Here is a 16,585-nt window from a genome sequence, read left to right on the forward strand (position 1 = left end):
TTACAGGGAGCGCAGCACGCCCAGTGCAAAGGGCAGGCTGGCCATGCCGAGCAGGGTGGACAGGGTGACCAAGCCGGCCACATAGGCGCCGTCGTAGCCCATGCGCGCGGCCAGCACATAACAACTGGACGCGGTGGGCAGGGCCGAGAAGGCCAGCAGCATGGTGGCTTGGGTCGGGTTGAGCCTGAACAGCAGGGCCACACCCAACGCGGCGATGGGCGTGAGTGCGTGGCGAATCACCAGCACGGACACGGCCAGTGCCTTGCCACGAGCTAGCGCGCCTAGCTGCATGCCGGCACCCGCCGCCATCAGGCCCAGGGCCAAAGAGGCCGCGCCCAGGCGGGTGACGGTGGGTTCCAGCCAGACGGGGATGCTGAACCCCATGAGGTTGGCGACCAGCCCGGAGGCCGTGGCAATGATCAGTGGGTTGCGCACCAGTTCGCCTACAAAACCGCGCTGCGCGTGTTTGGCCATGGGCCACACCGCAGCCACGTTGAACAGCGGGACACACACACCAATCAGCACCGCAATCAGTTGCAGGCCTTGCGGGCCCGCCAGCCGGTCGGCAATGGCCAGGCCGATGAACGAATTGAAGCGGAAGGCAATCTGTGCACTGGAGGCGTGGTCCCGGGCGTCGATGTGGCGACCCAGCCAGGGCAGGCGGGGGAGGGCATAGGCCATGGCAATGCCGATCAGGCCCGTGGCCCAGCCGGCGCCCATGAGGCTGGAGGCTGCACCCAGGTCCAGCGGGCTTTTCACAATCGAGTGGAACAGCAGCACCGGGAACAGAAAGTAGTACACCAGCGACTCCACCTGCTCCCAGACGGGCCGGTTCAGCGCGGTGTAGCGGCAGACAAGGTAACCCACCAGAATGAGGGAGAAATCGGGGAAAAGGAGTTGGGCGTAGTTCACCCCAGAAGGATAGCAGCCGGGCGCCGTGGCTTCGGGTTTCCACGGGGTGGGGGTGTAAGCCTGTGTCGGCTGCCAAGCGGGTACCATCCCCGGCAAACCAACAGGAGATTGCCATGCACCGTAGAGTTCTGTTTGCCATGGGTTTGTTGGCCGCATCCAGTGCGGCACTGGCCCAGGGCTACCCCAACAAGATCATCAAGCTGCAGGTGCCATTTGCGCCGGGTGGCACCACTGACATCATTGCGCGTGTGATTGCCGACCCGCTGGGCAAGGTGCTGGGCCAGACGGTGGTGGTGGAGAACAAGGCCGGTGGCGGCGGCGTGGTGGGGGCCAATGAAACCGCCAAATCGGTGCCCGATGGGTATTCGCTGGGCATGGCCACGGTGTCTACAGTGGCCGCCAACCCGGCCATCAACCCCAAGAACCCCTACAACCCGCTCACCGATTTCACACCCATCGTCAATATTGCGGCCACGCCCAATGTGATTGCGGTGCACCCGAGTTTTCCGGCCAAGGACTACAAAAGTTTTATGGCTGAACTGAAGAAGAGTCCAGGCAAGCACTCCTATGCGTCTTCTGGTACGGGTGGCATCGGCCACATGCAGACCGAGTTGTTCAAGAACCTGGCAGGCGTGTTTATTACCCACATTCCTTACCGCGGCGCGGGCCCGGCTTTGAACGACACGGTGGGCGGCCAGGTGCCACTGATTTTTGACAATCTGCCATCGGCCTTGCCTTTTATCCAGAGCAACCGCCTGGTACCCATTGTGGTGGCCGCGCCCCAGCGTTTGGCGCAGCTGCCCAATGTGCCCACCTTCAAGGAAGTGGGGCTGGAGCCAGTGAACCGCATGGCCTTTTATGGCATTTACGGGCCCAAGGGACTGCCTAAAGAGGTGGTAGACAAGGTGAATGCGGCCGTACGCAAAGTGCTGGAAGACCCGGCGGTGCGCAAGCGCATTGAAGAAACCGGTTCGCTGATCGAAGGCAACAGCCCAGAGCAGTTCTCGGCCCAGATCAAGGCCGAGTTCGAGGTTTACAAGAAGGTGGTGGAGTCCGCCAAGCTGCGTCTGGAATGACCGCAGGCGGCGTAGACACGTCAACGATCGATACCTTTATCGACGCGTTGTGGCTGGAAGAGGGGCTGTCCAAAAACACCCTTCAGGCCTACCGCCGCGACCTTTCGCTATTTGCGCAGTGGTTGCAGGCCACGCCGCTGGTGGCCGCGCAAGAGTTGCACATCCAAGCTTACTTTGCCGCCCAGCATGCGCAGACCAAAGCCACCACGGCCAACCGGCGGTTGACCGTATTTCGCCGTTACTTTCGCTGGGCTTTGCGCGAGGGCCTGGTCCAGCAGGACCCGACCCTCAAGCTCGATGCCGCCAAGCAGGCCCCACGCATTCCCAAAACCCTGACCGAAGCACAGGTGGAGGCCTTGTTGGCCGCACCCGACACCAGCGAGGCACTGGGCGTGCGCGACCGCACCATGTTGGAGCTGATGTATGCCAGTGGCCTGCGTGTGAGTGAACTGGTGGAGTTACGGGTGCTCAATGTGGGGCTGAACGAGGGCGTGTTGCGCGTGATGGGCAAAGGGTCCAAGGAACGCCTGGTGCCGTTTGGCGAAGTGGCCCGTGAGTGGTTGCAACGGTACCTGGGCCAAGTCCGGGGTGAGCTGCTGGGCCCCAAGCAGACCCAGGATCTGTTTGTCACCGTGCGTGGCAGCAAGGCCGGCAGTGCCATGACTCGTTTAATGTTCTGGACGCTGGTGAAACGGTATGCCTTGCAGGCGGGCATCCGGGTCCCTATCTCGCCACACACGCTACGCCATGCCTTTGCCACCCATTTGCTGAACCATGGCGCAGATTTGCGGTCGGTGCAAATGCTGCTGGGCCACGCGGATATTTCGACCACCACCATCTATACCCATGTGGCGCGCGAACGCCTGGCGGCGTTGCACGCCCAGCATCATCCGCGCGGGTGAAGCAGGCTTAGTCGAGCAGGGTTTCAGCCCAAGCCAGGGCCTGCAAGTGTGCCCAGTTGACCTGGTTGCTGTTGAGGCCCAGGGCCACAGAGGTGTTGGCAAATGTTTCGTCGTCGCCGGATTCGCAGGCCTGTGCCAGCGCCAGGTAGGGGGCCAAAGGACCGGTTCCGTAGAGCAGTGCATTGGTCACCGTCTCTGGCAGGCTCAATGTGGCCAGCGCGACCGGCATGGGTACGCCCAGCAAGGTGTCCAGCAAGGAAAAAATGCCCACTACAAAGGCGTTGTCGCTTTCCTCGGGCGGCAGGGTGTCTGCGGTCAGCAACTCCATCAGGCGCCCGCGGACCACGGCCGTGCTGCCCACCGCTGGTGGCACTTCGCCCGCCTGGGAGGTGGTTAGCAGCAAAGCAGCCCACTTGAAGAGTTTTTTGAGGCCCAGCAGCATCACCGCGTGTTTGAAAGACGTGACCTCGGTGCGCAGGCCAAAACTGGCCGAATTGATAAAGCGCAGCAGATTGAAGGACAGCGTAGGGTCGCGCTTGAGTACTTCTTCAATCTCGTGGGTGCTGGCCTGTTGGCGCACCAGATTGATGAGTTGCAGGATGGTGGCCTGCGCAGGGCGTATGGTTTGCCCCTCTACGAGGACAGGTTTGGCAAACCAATAACCCTGAAACAGTTGCACACCCAGTTCTTGCAGCATTTCGTGCTGTTGCGCCGTTTCCACTTTTTCTGCCACCAGTTGCGCACTGGATTTGGACTGCGCCAGCTTGACAAAGGAACTGATGGAGGCGGGCTTGAGCACCGATACATCGAACTTGATGAAGGAGGCCAATGGCAGCCAGGTCTCGTAGGAGCGGGTGAGTACCGAGTAATCAAAAGCTAGGCGAAATCCACGCTCGCGCATGGCTTGGAGGGTGGGAAGTCGTGTCTGGATCTGCTCCAGCTGCGTTACGGGCAGCGGTGGTATTTCCAGCACGATCCGATCTGGCGCCACCAGCTCCAAGTGTCCGCCAGCCAGGCTGTCATGTGTGCAGTTGATGAACAGGGTTTTCCTCTCCATCAGGGCCTCAGTGTCGGCCATGGACAGCAGGTTGAAGAGCAACTGGGCATCGCTGGAGGCCGTGTGTTGATCCGCCGCGACGGAGCGGTCAAACAATTCGTAGCCGAATACGCTGCGTTGGCTGTCCAGAATGGCTTGGCGTGCAATGGCGACCGGCGGACCTGCTGGGGCCGTGGCGGCTGCGTGGGAGGCGGTGTCAGGCATGGTGGTGTAAAAGGTTCAGGCCATTCTAGACTTGCGCACATCCATCCGCTTGCAGGGCTTGCAGCTCGGTGTCTGTGAAGCCTGCGCGCTTGCGTGCCGTGAGGTTGAAGGGCGGTTTGGGGCGGGGGGCTGCGTGGCGCAAGGCCGCCTGGGCATAGAAGGGTGCTGGCTCCAGGTCGTCGCGCTGGCACAGCCAGTGGAACCACTGGTTGCCGATGGCGACATGGCCTACTTCTTCCCGCAGGATAGTGTCCAGGATGTCGCAGGCCTCCAGGGCGTTGGGGGTGCCGACCTTGCGCAGCTTGGCCTGAATCAGCGGGGTGGCATCCAGGCCTCTGGCTTCTAGGGTGCGCGGTACCAGCGCCATGCGGGCCACCACATCGTGGCGGGTGTTGTGGCACATGGTCCACAGTCCCTCATGGGCGGGAAAGCTGCCATAGGTGTAGCCACAGCGCTGCAGGTGCGCTTGCAGGGCCTGGAAATGTTGCGACTCCTCTAGCGCCACTTGCATCCAGTCCCGATAGTAGGCTTCGGGCATGCCGGCAAATCGCCAGATGGCGTCCAGAGCGAGGTTGATGGTTTGTACATTGGTATTAAGCCTTTTACTTGGTGAAAGGCTTTGAAACCGTTGCTACGTAAGCAATTGCTGTAGTTCCGCTTCTTCAAATCCTGCTGCTCTACGTGCCTCTAGGTTGAAAGGACCGCGAGGCAATGGTGCTTTGTATTGGCTTGCCAGCTCTGGATAAAGGGCGATGGGGTCATGACCTTGCTGGTCACACATGTGCCTGTACCAGTGATTGCCAATAGCTACGTGGCCAATCTCGTCTCTAAGGATGATGTCCAGAATTTTCCCGGCCGTGTGATCACCTGCGCCAACAAGCTTTGCCTTCACCGCGGGTGAGGCATCCAGTCCACGGGCCTCAAGGGTGCGCGGCACCAGCGCCAATCGAGCAATGAGATTTCCTTTGGTGCGCTCTGCCATATCCCAAAGGCCGGTGTGGGCTGGGAAGTCGCCATACTGGTAGCCAAGCGTGGCGAGGTGATCGCGGAGCAGGGTGAAGTGGTACGCCTCTTCCTTGGCAACCTTCAGCCAGTCCATGTAAAACTGAGTCGGCATCCCAGCAAAGCGCCAGATCACGTCAAGGGCCAAATCTATGGCGTTTAGCTCAATATGGGCCAGCGAATGAATAAGGGTGGCCTTGCCCTCGTCGGTGCGCAGGGATAAATGCTTGGTCTGCAGCTTAGCGAATAGCTCAGGCTTGGCTGGGCGACCAGGAATGCCGGTGGGCTCTAATAGTGTTTCGTCAGCATTTATGGGGCTGGTGGCATCCAGCTCAAGGGTGAGAGCGGCCTTTTGGTTTGGGTCGCTCTCAAGCAGTAGCTGGAGAGCTATATGTCGTAGTGAGGTCATCGGTGAGATGCGTCATAGACTAGTTTTGTGGTTCTGGTGGCTTCGTCGTAGTGGTGAGTTTATGTGATGCAGGTGACCGAGTCAGGCACTTCGTGGTTGTCAACGTCGGTTACCAACCGCGTGTATTGCGTAGTGTGTCACCGTATTCCATCTGAATTTCTTGCACATTAGCCTTCATTCTGATTGAATTACACTTATGGTCGAAATTGATGACAGCTGTTATTGACCGAGGTGACAACAAGTGTTTACAACGTAAATAGATTCGCATCGAGACCGAATCACAGAATTTCTCATATTTGATTAAGCGCTTGAAATTCTCTTGCGTTGCGCTTTTAACGTGGATACACTTCGTGCATGGACGTAAATGAACTGTTGCTTTTGAAGGAATCCGAGCTGAATTTGGCTCTGGAGCTGGTGCGCTCGCTGCAAAAGCAGATCACTACCATCCGTGCAACGGTCGAAATCGCCAATGGCATCCCTGATCAATTGCTAGTGCATGAGACTGGTGAACGCCCAGTTGTATTGGGTGCTGTGTCCCGATTGCGCGAATCTGAGGGTGCACAGGTCAAGGAGCGGAAACGGAATTCGCGTGGCTTGATCGAGAAACTGATTTTGGAAGCCCTGAAATCGGGCTTGACCAGTTTGGATCAAATTTTTGCAGCAGTGAATGCCGCTGCAGAGGTGCCACTTAACCGTGGTTCTCTTCGTACTCAGCTAATGATTATGAAGAAAGAAGGAAAAGTGGAAAGTGAAAAGCATGGCATGTTTTCGCTTCCCACAAAGGGCGACGCCCTTACTGCTGGTCAGAGCGGTAAAGGCGTCATTGTGCAACCGGACTCAGACGAAGAGCTTTAAAGATTGGAGGCAGCATGTTTAGCAAACTGCGAACCAGAAGGGCTTTAAATAGGTAGCGATAGGATGCTACCAAAGGGCTAGACAGTACGTCTAGCCCTTTTTTATTGCCTGTTACTTGTGGATTTCCTGCTACTAAGCAGTACGAACAACTAGCACGGTAGATTCGATCATCAGAAATCACTGCAGATCACGCAACATCATTGTCAGTAATTTTTGTCAATTAAACACATTGCAAAAAAAGTGTGTGAAATTAACTGACAAAATTTCGACGGAAAAACCACCAACAAAACCACCATCACAAACACGCTCACCAAAACTAGCAGCAAAAACTAGCACCACAAAACTACGAGCGCAATTAAGTGCACTACTACTAAGAAGAAACGCTCCGCTCGTTCTCAAAGGCTTGGAAGAAATCTCAGCTTTGCTTGGTGCCAATGACCGGCTATTGGGAGCCGCGCTACGAGTCAGAGGACCCAGAACGTCCAGGGTAGTCCGTCAGGTGGACTATTCGCACTGCGGATGAACAACCATTTTCGGTTGCTGGCCTGTGGCGCACCTGGGACGAACCTGATGGCAAGGAGAGCTATTCGTTCACTCAGCTCACAGTCAATGCCGACAACCACCACTTGATGAACAAGTTTCACAAGCCGGGTGAGGAAAAGAGGGCGCTGGTGATTTTGGAGCCAGCCGAATACGACGCTTGGCTGAACTGCAAGGACCCGGAGCAGGCAAGGGCGTTCCTGCACTTGATGGACGCAGACCGTATGACAGCAAGGCCTGATCCACTGCCAGTGAAGGTGAAGCCGTTGAAGCCGAAGGTGCCCACAACAGGTGATTTGTTCTAGGCCTTTGGTCCTGCCTTGAAGGACAGGAAGTCGCGGAATGAGGTCGGACCTGAGCAATAAGCCAAGTACACGGCCAGCACATCCCAAGTCAGCGCGTCAAAGATCAGCACTATGTTTGAGGCTACAACCAAGCCGACAACGTAGGCAGCACGCTTGGTGCTGAACTTGCCATCGTCATAGGTGAGGCCATGCCAGAGTTGGTGAAGCTTGCCCTTAGGCCCAGACTTAAGCTATCTTGATGACATTAAATTCGATGTGCGCGATGGAGTGCATCAATGCGGCATGGCCTTCCGCCGTAAATGGGGAGTGCCGTGGCACTTCTTTCGGTTCTACCCACTGGGGTAGGGCCGGACGCCCTGGGTGCTCGGACCAGACAAAGGTTCGCTGGCTGTCCACGCAAGGCGAGACCTGGTGGGATCCAAGGCGCTGCACCGCCGCGACCTTCTCGGCAGGATCACAGATTTCAAAGGCTTGCAGCGCAGTGTCGAAGTTCCATCTCTACAATTCTAGTTTTGTAGCAGTCTGGAGAGCGACCATGGCTATTTATGAACTTGACCAGATTGCGCCGCGCGTGGCCGAATCGGCTTGGGTGGCTGACAGTGCCCAGGTGATAGGCAATGTGGACTTGGCCGAAGACGCCAGTGTCTGGTTTGGCGCGGTGTTGCGCGGGGACACCGAAACCATCCGTATTGGCAAGGGCTCCAACATCCAGGATGCGAGTGTGTTGCATGCAGATATTGGCAAACCACTCACGATTGGCGACCACGTGACGGTGGGCCACCAGGTCATGCTCCATGGCTGCACCATTGGTGACGGATCGCTGATCGGCATTGGTGCCATCGTGCTCAATGGTGCCAGGATCGGCAAAGACTGCATTGTGGGGGCCGGATCGCTGGTCACCGAGGGTAAGGAATTTCCAGATGGTTCCATGATTCTGGGCAGCCCGGCCAAGGTGGTGCGGGAGCTGTCCGCGGAGCAGCAGGCAGGTTTACGCCTGAGTGCCTTGCACTACATCGAAAATGCGCACCGCTTTAAAAACGGACTGAAGAAAATTGCTTAACCGCTGGCCCTGCGTGGGCTGGCTTGAAGGGAGACGTGCATGTCTGAGTTGCACAAGTTTTTGTTTGATGGGTTGCCGGTACGTGGTGCCGTGGTGCGTTTGACCGACGCCTGGGTAGAAATCCTGCGTCGCCGCACGTCGAACACCCATACGGGGGCCTATCCCGCGCCAGTGCAAAACATGCTGGGTGAAATGACCGCTGCAGCAGTGCTGATGCAGTCCAACATCAAGTTCGATGGGGCTTTGGTGCTGCAGATATTTGGCGATGGCCCCGTGCAGGTGGCGGTGGTGGAGGTGCAGTCCGATTTGAAACTGCGTGCAACTGCCACAGTGGCCGGTGAGGTGGCGCATGACCTGTCGCTAAGCCAGATGGTGAATGTCACCAACCAGGGGCGTTGCGCCATCACGCTGGACCCCAAAACCAAGTTCCCCGGACAGCAGCCCTACCAGGGCGTGGTGCCGTTGTTCGATGACCACGGGCAGCCGATTGAAAAACTGAGCGCGGTGCTGGAGCACTACATGCTGCAGAGTGAACAGTTGGACACCACTCTCGTGTTGGCGGCCGATGACAAGGTCGCCGCAGGCCTGCTGATCCAGCGCCTGCCCATGCAGGGTGAAGGCAATTTGTCGGGCAGCATGGTGTCCAAGGACAACGAAGATGCGATTGGGCTCAATGAGCACTACAACCGCATTGCTACTTTGGCGGCCAGCCTCAAGCGCGAGGAGTTGTTGACGCTGGATGTGGACACGATTCTGCGTCGCCTGTTCTGGGAGGAGCAGGTCACCCGCTTCGAGCCTTTGGTAGGTGAGACTGCGCCCCATTTTGTGTGCAGCTGCAGCCGCGAGCGTGTGGCCAAGATGATTGTCAGTCTGGGGCGTGAGGAGGTGGAAAGCATCCTGTCCGAGCGCCATGACATTGAGGTGTCCTGCGAATTTTGCGGGGCGCAGCACCGTTTTGACCCGGTGGATGCCGCCCAGCTGTTTACCGACCCCTTGCAGCGCCTGGACGGCGGTTCAGACGCGCACTGAGGCCGGCTGGGTGAGCCGGCTGAACAGCCGGTGCTCACAGTCCGCATCGGAGCAGGTGTCGCAGATCCAGGTCCACGCCGGGCCTTGGGTTGCAGGTAGCTGCGCGCGGCGCACGGCATCGGTATGGTCTATCGCCTGCAGGGCTGCTTGCAGCCGTTGGGGGCCAACTCCGTACACCGTGGCAAATGGCAACTGGTGTGCGAGCAACACGTCCCGCAGCCGTGCATCAATGCGCTGTTGCATGGCCACACCGTCGCGCTGAATGCCATCGGCGACCCAGGGCAAGTCCAGGCATGCCAGTAGGGTGAGGTCGAACGAGCGCTGAAACGTAACTGCGTTGTCGTACAGGCTGCTGTCATGGAACAGCACCTCGCTGTAGACGGCGGTGACCAAGGGTGTGGTGTCCGCGACCACGCAGGCGGCTTGGGCCTGCTGGATGCGTGCAGCCTGGGTATTGGCAACGTGGGCTTGTTCGTGGGCTTGCGGGGGGCGGCCGTGCTGTGCACTCCACTCGCGCAAGTATTCAGGGATAAGCGCCACCGACGCATAGCGGCTGTGCAAGGCGGTGTGCAGTTCAGCGGACAGCGTTGATTTGCCGCTGCACTCGGCGCCCACAATACCGATCTTCATGGGGGCGCGTCAGCGTGCGATCTGCACGTAAATTTCGTTGGCCTTGACCATGCCCAACTCGGCACGGGCTTTTTCTTCCACAATTTCCAGACCTTCACGCAGGTCGCTGATTTCGGCCGCCAAGCGCTCGTTTGCTTGCGCAGCCTGGGTGTTGTGCTGCTTTTGTGCGTCCAGCTGACCAGTCAGCTTGGACACATTGGGCACACTGCCCCGCCCGAACCACAGTTGCCCGTGCAAGATCACCAGCAAGGCGATCAATGCAGCGGGAACAAGGCGATTTGCCATGGTGTTGGTTCAGCGGGACTCGAACTTACTTGAGGTTGTAGAAAGCAGCGCGGCCGGGGTACACAGCCACATCACCCAAGTCCTCTTCGATGCGCAGCAACTGGTTGTATTTGGCCATGCGGTCGGAGCGGCTCAAGGAGCCCGTCTTGATTTGGCCGGCATTGGTGCCCACGGCGATGTCGGAGATGGTGGAGTCTTCGGTCTCGCCCGAACGGTGGCTGATCACGGCGGTGTAGCCTGCGCGCTTGGCCATTTCGATAGCTGCAAATGTTTCAGACAGCGTGCCGATCTGGTTGATCTTGATCAGGATCGAGTTGGCAATGCCTTTGTCGATGCCTTCTTTCAGAATCTTGGTGTTGGTCACGAACAGGTCGTCACCCACGATTTGTACTTTGGCGCCCAGGCGGTCGGTCAAGACTTTCCAGCCATCCCAGTCGCCTTCGGCCATGCCGTCTTCGATGCTGATGATGGGGTACTTGTCGACCCAGGTGGCCAGCATATCGGTCCACTCTTGTGCGGTCAGGCTCATGCCTTCGCCTTCGAGCTCGTACTTGCCGTCTTTGTAGAACTCGGAGGCTGCGCAGTCCAGGCCCAGGGCGATTTGTTCACCGGCCACATAGCCAGCCTTGTCAATCGCTTCCAGAATCATCTGGATGGCGGCTTCGTGGTTGGCCACGTTGGGGGCAAAGCCACCTTCGTCGCCCACGGCTGTGCTGATGCCCTTGTCGTGCAGGATCTTCTTCAGCGCGTGGAACACTTCGGCACCCCAACGCAGGGCTTCGCGGAAGCTGGGCGCGCCCACGGGGATGATCATCAACTCTTGCAGGTCCAAGTTGTTGTTGGCGTGTTCGCCACCGTTGATCACGTTCATCATGGGAACAGGCATTTGCACGCTGCCCATGCCACCGAAGTAGCGGTACAGGGGCAGGCCGGCTTCTTCAGCGGCTGCGCGGGCCACAGCCATGGACACGGCCAACATTGCGTTGGCGCCCAGGCGGCTCTTGTTTTCGGTGCCGTCCAGGTCAATCAGGGTCTTGTCCAGGAAGGCTTGCTCAGACGCATCCAGGCCCAACACAGCCTCGGAGATTTCGGTGTTGATGTGTTCGACAGCCTTGAGAACACCTTTGCCCAGGTAACGCTTCTTGTCACCGTCACGAAGCTCGATGGCTTCGCGCGAACCGGTGGATGCACCGGAAGGCACAGCCGCACGGCCCATGGTGCCCGACTCCAGCAACACATCGCATTCCACCGTGGGGTTGCCACGGGAGTCCAGAATTTCGCGACCGACGATATCAACAATTGCGCTCATGGGTTTCTTTCAAGTTCAAAAACAGACAAACAAAACGGCAGGCTGAATGATGCGGGGCCTTACTGGAAATTGTTTTCCAGCAAGGGAGTTTTTTTGGTTACGGAATCCAAGGCCACCAAGGTTTCCAGCAATGCCTTCATGTGTTTGAGTGGCACGGCATTGGGGCCATCGGACCAGGCTTCGGCGGGGTTGGGATGGGTCTCCATGAAGAGCCCGGCCACGCCTGCCGCCACACCGGCGCGGGCCAGCACGGGTACCATGTCACGCGCACCACCGCTGGTGCCACCCAGGCCACCAGGTTTTTGCACCGAGTGGGTCACGTCGAACACCACCGGCGCGCCCGACTTGCGCATTTCGGCCAGGCTGGTCATGTCAGCCACCAGGTTGTTGTAGCCAAAGCTCACGCCGCGTTCACAGGCCAGAAAACGATCGGGGGAGAGCCCGGCGTCTTCTGCGGCGGCGCGGGCCTTGTCGATGACGTTTGTCATGTCCCAGGGCGCGAGGAACTGCCCCTTCTTGATGTTTACCGGCTTGCCAGATTGGGCCACCGCGCGGATGAAGTCGGTCTGGCGGCACAGGAAGGCGGGTGTCTGCAGCACGTCTACCACGCTGGCGACTTCGGCCACATGGGATTCGTCATGCACATCGGTCAGGATAGGCAATTGCAGCTGGCGGCGGACCTCATCCAGAATTTTCAGGCCAGCGTCCAAGCCGACACCGCGTTTGCTGGTGCCGGAGGATCGATTGGCCTTGTCGAAGGAGCCTTTGTAGATCAGGGGGATGCCCAGAGAGGTGCATGCTTCCTTGAGCTGGCCTGCCACCTCGATGGACATTTCCAGTCCTTCAATAGAGCAGGTGCCGGCGATCAGAAAAAAGCGTTGATCAAGGCCAATGTCAAAACCACACAGTTTCATCAAGCGACCGCTTTCAAATTCTTGCCTTCGGATTGGTGGTCCACCGCGGCCTTGATGAAGGCATTGAACAGCGGATGGCCGTTCCAGGGCGTGGACTTGAATTCGGGGTGGAATTGCACGCCCACAAACCAGGGGTGCACGGCTTGGGGCAACTCCACGATTTCGGTGAGCTGTTCACGCTGCGTGAGCGCAGAAATGACCAAACCGGCTTGGCGCAATTGCTCCAGGTAGTTGACGTTGGCTTCATACCGGTGGCGGTGGCGCTCGGTCACCACATTGCCGTAGATTTTGTGGGCCAGGGTGCCTTTGGTCACGTCGGAGCTTTGTGCACCCAGGCGCATGGTGCCGCCCAGGTCGGAGTTGGCATCGCGCGTCTTGATGGTGCCGTCCGCATCTTTCCACTCGGTAATCAATGCGATCACGGGGTGGGGGCTAGCGGGTTCGAATTCGGTACTGTTGGCGTCTGCGAGGCCTGCCACGTGGCGCGCGAATTCGATGGTGGCCACCTGCATGCCCAAGCAGATGCCCAGGTAAGGCACTTTGTTTTCGCGGGCGAAACGTGCCGTGCTGATCTTGCCTTCGATGCCACGTTTGCCAAAGCCGCCGGGCACCAAGATGGCGTCGTACTTGGCCAACTGGTTGACGCTGGCAGTGTCGATGGTTTCGGAATCCACGTGTTCGATTTTCACGCGCACATGGTTCTTCATGCCTGCGTGGCGCAGTGCTTCGTTGACCGACTTGTAGCTGTCGGTCAGGTCCACGTATTTGCCGACCATGGCGATGATGACTTCACCCTTGGGGTGTTCAGTTTCGTACACCAGATCGTCCCAACGCTTGAGGTTGGCGGGGGGCGTGTTCAGGCGCAGCTTGTCGCAGATCAGGCCATCCAGGCCCTGCTCGTGCAGCATGCGTGGCACCTTGTAAATCGTGTCCACGTCCCACATGGAGATCACGCCCCACTCGGGCACGTTGGAGAACAGCGAAATCTTTTGGCGTTCTTCGTCCGGAATCTGGCGGTCTGCACGGCACAGCAAGGCGTCGGCTTGAATGCCGATTTCGCGCAGTTGCTTGGCCGTGTGCTGTGTGGGTTTTGTCTTGAGTTCGCCAGCGGCCGCGATCCAGGGCACATAGCTCAGATGCACAAAGGCGCTGTTGTTGGGGCCGAGCTTCAGGCTCATCTGGCGCACAGCTTCCAGGAAGGGCAGGGACTCGATGTCACCCACAGTGCCACCAATTTCCACAATCGCCACGTCCACCGCATCGGGTTCGCCAAAGCGTGCACCACGCTTCACAAACTCCTGGATTTCGTTGGTCACATGGGGAATGACCTGCACGGTCTTGCCCAGGTAGTCACCACGGCGCTCTTTGTCGAGTACGCTCTTGTAGATCTGGCCCGTGGTGAAATTGTTGGTCTTGCGCATGCGCGTTTCGATGAAACGCTCGTAGTGGCCCAAGTCCAGATCGGTTTCTGCGCCGTCGTCGGTGACAAACACCTCGCCGTGCTGAAGGGGCGACATGGTGCCGGGGTCTACGTTGAGGTAGGGGTCAAGCTTGATGAGGGTGACTGTCAGGCCCCGCGATTCCAGAATCGCAGCTAAGGAGGCTGAGGCGATTCCCTTGCCAAGGGAAGACACCACACCGCCGGTGACGAAGACAAATTTGGTCATGTCAGGGGCGAACCTATGGGTTCGATGAGGTGGTAAAGCGAGATTATAGGCGTCTGCTACATTGCGGTCCTCGGCTCTAGAGGCACTCCATGGATTTATCAGGTAAACACATTGTTCTGGGGCTCACTGGCGGCATCGCTTGTTACAAGGCGGCCGAGTTGTGTCGCGCATTGATCAAGCAGGGCGCCACCGTGCAGGTGGTGATGACGGATGCGGCTGCGCAGTTCATCACACCTGTGACCATGCAGGCGTTGAGCAACCGCCCGGTGTACGACTCGCAGTGGGATGCGCGTGAGCGCAACAACATGCCCCACATCAATCTGAGCCGTGAAGCCGACGCGATTTTGATTGCACCGTGCAGCGCCGACTTCATGGCCAAACTGCTGCATGGCCGTGCTGATGATTTGCTGAGCCTGATGTGCCTGGCCCGTCCCATCGAATCCGTGCCGCTGTTGATTGCCCCCGCCATGAATCGCGAGATGTGGGCGCACCCCGCCACGCAGCGTAACCTGGCGCAACTGCAGGCAGATGGCGCCACCTTGCTGGGTGTGGGCAGCGGCTTCCAGGCCTGTGGCGAAACTGGTGACGGCCGCATGCTGGAGCCGCAGGAACTACTGGAAGACGTGATTGCTTTCTTCCAGCCCAAGGTGCTGGCCGGTCAACAAGTGCTGGTGACTGCAGGCCCCACGTTTGAGGCGATTGACCCGGTGCGTGGCATCACCAACCTGTCTAGCGGCAAGATGGGCTTTGCCATTGCCCGCGCAGCACGTGAAGCGGGCGCAGAGGTCACACTGGTGGCCGGGCCCGTGTCCTTGCCCACCCCTCGTGGCGTGCAGCGTGTAGATGTGAGATCTGCACAAAATATGCACGTAGCCTGCGTGGAGTATGCGCTAACAGCTACTATTTTTGTAGCAACTGCTGCGGTGGCCGACTGGCGCCCGGCACAGGCTGCAGACCAGAAAATCAAGAAAGACGGTTCCGGCAACACCCCCGTGTTGGGCTTTGTCGAAAACGTGGACATCCTGGCAGAAATCGCCCATTCGCCGCGTGCCACCAGCGGTGCACTGTTCTGTGTAGGCTTTGCCGCCGAGAGCCATGACCTGCTGGCCCACGCCACGACCAAGCGTGCGCGTAAGGGTGTGCCGCTGTTGGTCGGTAACATCGGCCCCGCCACCTTTGGGCAAGACGACAACGCGCTGCTGCTGGTCGACGCCCAAGGCGCGCAAGAACTTCCCCGCAACTCCAAACTCGCGTTGGCCCGGCAACTGGTTGCCGAAATTGCCAAGCGCCAACGTGCCACCCACTGAACCCCGACCATGAAAATTGACGTCAAAATCCTCGACAGCCGCCTGCATGACAACCTGCCCAGCTATGCCACGCCGGGCAGTGCGGGGCTGGATTTGCGCGCCTGCCTGGATGCGCCACTGACTCTGGCGCCCAATGCCTGGCAGCTGGTGCCCACCGGCATGGCCATCTATCTTGAAGATCCGGCCTATGCGGCGCTGATCCTGCCGCGTTCGGGCTTGGGCCACAAACATGGCATCGTGCTGGGTAATCTGGTGGGTTTGATTGACAGCGATTACCAGGGCCAACTGATGGTCAGCGCCTGGAACCGCAGCGCCGTGGAATTCACCATCCAGCCCATGGAGCGCATTGCGCAGCTCATGATCGTGCCGGTGGTGCAGGCGCAGTTCAATGTGGTGTCGGAGTTTCCCGCTTCACAGCGTGGCGAAGGCGGCTACGGCTCGACCGGGAAAAGTTAATCCCCCTGTTGGGGCTCACTGCGTGTAGCCCCCTCTCCCCCGGAGGGGGACAACCCCAGCGGCCCGGCAAAGCCGGTTCCGCGGGGTTCCTGAGGAAGGCACGGCGCGCGTATGTGGTGATTAGTGCAGCGTGTCGTTGCCGGGGGCAGAGGCGTGCACTGGCTGGATGCGGAAGAAACCCGTGCCAGCCGTGCCGCGGCCAATTTCTTCCTCGGTCGCTTCACGTACCGATTCCACCTTCAGGCTGATGCGAATGGCAATGCCGGCCAGCGGGTGGTTGCCGTCCAGCACCACGTGTTCGGGGTAAATGTCGGTGATGGTGTAGAGCGCGTCTTTGGGCGCGTTGGGGTTGCAGCCTTCGGGTAGCGCATGGCCTTCCATGGTCAGGCCTTCCTGCAGTTCTGCGGGAAACAGCGCACGTGGCTCCAGAAACAGCAGTTGGTCGTTGAAGTCGCCAAAGGCCTGTTCGGGTTCAATCTGCAGGTCCAGTTTGGCACCCGCCACATGGCCTTGCAGGGCTGCTTCAATGGGGGGCAAGAGGTCGTTGCCACCCAATAAAAATTCCACGGGATCGTCCAAAACGTCCAGTTCTTCGCCCAGTGTGTCTTTCAGCGTCCAGGTCAGGGCAACGACGCATTGTTGTGTGATTTCCATAGGAGAATTGTC

The 16,585-nt window shown here is 58.9% G+C and carries 18 protein-coding genes and 1 pseudogene; 8 read left to right on the forward strand and 11 right to left on the reverse strand.

Annotated features, from left to right (window positions below; translation table 11 throughout):
* Window positions 1–912 carry an AEC family transporter gene (locus AC097A_RS07440; protein WP_479620345.1) on the reverse strand — a complete coding sequence of 304 codons (912 nt, stop codon included), beginning with the start codon at window positions 910–912 and terminating at the stop codon, window positions 1–3.
* A 113-nt stretch (window positions 913–1,025) separates the two neighbouring features.
* Here AC097A_RS07440 and AC097A_RS07445 point away from each other — a divergent pair, with 113 nt between their 5' ends.
* Together AC097A_RS07445 and xerD are read left to right on the forward strand one after the other, a co-directional pair.
* Entirely contained in the window at window positions 1,026–1,988 is a 963-nt protein-coding gene (locus AC097A_RS07445; protein ID WP_479620346.1) for a tripartite tricarboxylate transporter substrate binding protein BugE, read from the forward strand.
* The gene (gene xerD / locus AC097A_RS07450; RefSeq protein WP_479620347.1) at window positions 1,985–2,890 is read left to right on the forward strand and encodes a site-specific tyrosine recombinase XerD; all 906 of its coding nucleotides are present in this window, start codon (window positions 1,985–1,987) and stop codon (window positions 2,888–2,890) included. Before AC097A_RS07445 ends, xerD begins: the two co-directional genes overlap by 4 nt.
* A 7-nt stretch (window positions 2,891–2,897) precedes the next feature.
* Here the strand turns inward: xerD and AC097A_RS07455 are convergent, their stop codons facing one another.
* From AC097A_RS07455 to AC097A_RS07465, 3 genes and pseudogenes are all read right to left on the reverse strand, one after another.
* Entirely contained in the window at window positions 2,898–4,151 is a 1,254-nt protein-coding gene (locus AC097A_RS07455) for an EAL and HDOD domain-containing protein (protein WP_105262451.1), read from the reverse strand.
* A 25-nt stretch (window positions 4,152–4,176) separates the two neighbouring features.
* Window positions 4,177–4,728: pseudogene (locus tag AC097A_RS07460) on the reverse strand (ferritin-like domain-containing protein); the annotation flags it as partial.
* Between the two features lie 54 nt (window positions 4,729–4,782).
* Window positions 4,783–5,562 carry a ferritin-like domain-containing protein gene (locus tag AC097A_RS07465; RefSeq protein ID WP_479620348.1) on the reverse strand — a complete coding sequence of 260 codons (780 nt, stop codon included), beginning with the start codon at window positions 5,560–5,562 and terminating at the stop codon, window positions 4,783–4,785.
* Between the two features lie 354 nt (window positions 5,563–5,916).
* On the opposite strand from AC097A_RS07465, the gene AC097A_RS07470 reads away from it, so the two are divergent.
* Together AC097A_RS07470 and AC097A_RS07475 are read left to right on the forward strand one after the other, a co-directional pair.
* Complete coding sequence (locus AC097A_RS07470) at window positions 5,917–6,417, forward strand: hypothetical protein (protein WP_479620349.1); 501 nt, start codon at window positions 5,917–5,919, stop codon at window positions 6,415–6,417.
* A 506-nt stretch (window positions 6,418–6,923) separates the two neighbouring features.
* Window positions 6,924–7,262 carry an SOS response-associated peptidase family protein gene (locus tag AC097A_RS07475; protein WP_479620937.1) on the forward strand — a complete coding sequence of 113 codons (339 nt, stop codon included), beginning with the start codon at window positions 6,924–6,926 and terminating at the stop codon, window positions 7,260–7,262.
* 225 nt (window positions 7,263–7,487) lie between these two features.
* On the opposite strand, the gene AC097A_RS07480 is transcribed toward AC097A_RS07475, so the two are convergent.
* On the reverse strand, window positions 7,488–7,739 hold the full coding sequence (locus AC097A_RS07480; protein ID WP_479620938.1) for a DUF455 family protein: 252 nt from the start codon (window positions 7,737–7,739) through the stop codon (window positions 7,488–7,490).
* A 58-nt stretch (window positions 7,740–7,797) separates the two neighbouring features.
* Between AC097A_RS07480 and AC097A_RS07485 the strand changes: the two genes are divergently transcribed.
* Both AC097A_RS07485 and hslO read left to right on the forward strand, forming a co-directional pair.
* Window positions 7,798–8,322, forward strand: coding sequence for a gamma carbonic anhydrase family protein (locus AC097A_RS07485; RefSeq protein ID WP_479620350.1), 525 nt, complete (start codon window positions 7,798–7,800; stop codon window positions 8,320–8,322).
* Window positions 8,323–8,361: 39 nt separating this feature from the next.
* Window positions 8,362–9,351, forward strand: a complete 990-nt coding sequence (hslO, locus tag AC097A_RS07490; protein WP_479620351.1) for an Hsp33 family molecular chaperone HslO — start codon at window positions 8,362–8,364, stop codon at window positions 9,349–9,351.
* Here hslO and AC097A_RS07495 read toward each other — a convergent pair.
* Genes AC097A_RS07495 through AC097A_RS07515 form a run of 5 tightly spaced genes read right to left on the reverse strand, consistent with a single transcriptional unit; the run spans window position 9,337 to window position 14,156 of the window.
* Window positions 9,337–9,981 carry an AAA family ATPase gene (locus AC097A_RS07495; protein ID WP_479620352.1) on the reverse strand — a complete coding sequence of 215 codons (645 nt, stop codon included), beginning with the start codon at window positions 9,979–9,981 and terminating at the stop codon, window positions 9,337–9,339. The two genes, hslO and AC097A_RS07495, sit on opposite strands and share 15 nt — an antisense overlap.
* Before the next feature lie 9 nt (window positions 9,982–9,990).
* Window positions 9,991–10,266 carry a septum formation initiator family protein gene (locus AC097A_RS07500; RefSeq protein ID WP_479620353.1) on the reverse strand — a complete coding sequence of 92 codons (276 nt, stop codon included), beginning with the start codon at window positions 10,264–10,266 and terminating at the stop codon, window positions 9,991–9,993.
* A 25-nt stretch (window positions 10,267–10,291) separates the two neighbouring features.
* Complete coding sequence (gene eno / locus AC097A_RS07505) at window positions 10,292–11,575, reverse strand: phosphopyruvate hydratase (protein WP_479620354.1); 1,284 nt, start codon at window positions 11,573–11,575, stop codon at window positions 10,292–10,294.
* Between the two features lie 59 nt (window positions 11,576–11,634).
* Window positions 11,635–12,489: a 3-deoxy-8-phosphooctulonate synthase gene (gene kdsA / locus AC097A_RS07510; protein ID WP_479620355.1), complete on the reverse strand. Its 855-nt coding sequence runs from the start codon at window positions 12,487–12,489 to the stop codon at window positions 11,635–11,637.
* On the reverse strand, window positions 12,489–14,156 hold the full coding sequence (locus tag AC097A_RS07515; protein WP_479620356.1) for a CTP synthase: 1,668 nt from the start codon (window positions 14,154–14,156) through the stop codon (window positions 12,489–12,491). Before AC097A_RS07515 ends, kdsA begins: the two co-directional genes overlap by 1 nt.
* A gap of 89 nt (window positions 14,157–14,245) precedes the next feature.
* Here AC097A_RS07515 and coaBC point away from each other — a divergent pair, with 89 nt between their 5' ends.
* Both coaBC and dut read left to right on the forward strand, forming a co-directional pair.
* Complete coding sequence (gene coaBC / locus AC097A_RS07520) at window positions 14,246–15,463, forward strand: bifunctional phosphopantothenoylcysteine decarboxylase/phosphopantothenate--cysteine ligase CoaBC (RefSeq protein ID WP_479620357.1); 1,218 nt, start codon at window positions 14,246–14,248, stop codon at window positions 15,461–15,463.
* Window positions 15,464–15,472: 9 nt separating this feature from the next.
* Complete coding sequence (gene dut, locus AC097A_RS07525) at window positions 15,473–15,919, forward strand: dUTP diphosphatase (protein ID WP_479620358.1); 447 nt, start codon at window positions 15,473–15,475, stop codon at window positions 15,917–15,919.
* A gap of 120 nt (window positions 15,920–16,039) precedes the next feature.
* Here dut and AC097A_RS07530 read toward each other — a convergent pair whose 3' ends face one another.
* Window positions 16,040–16,573, reverse strand: coding sequence for an FKBP-type peptidyl-prolyl cis-trans isomerase (locus AC097A_RS07530; RefSeq protein WP_479620359.1), 534 nt, complete (start codon window positions 16,571–16,573; stop codon window positions 16,040–16,042).
* Window positions 16,574–16,585 lie beyond the last annotated feature (12 nt).

This window comes from Rhodoferax sp. XS2R6, from assembly GCF_056521365.1.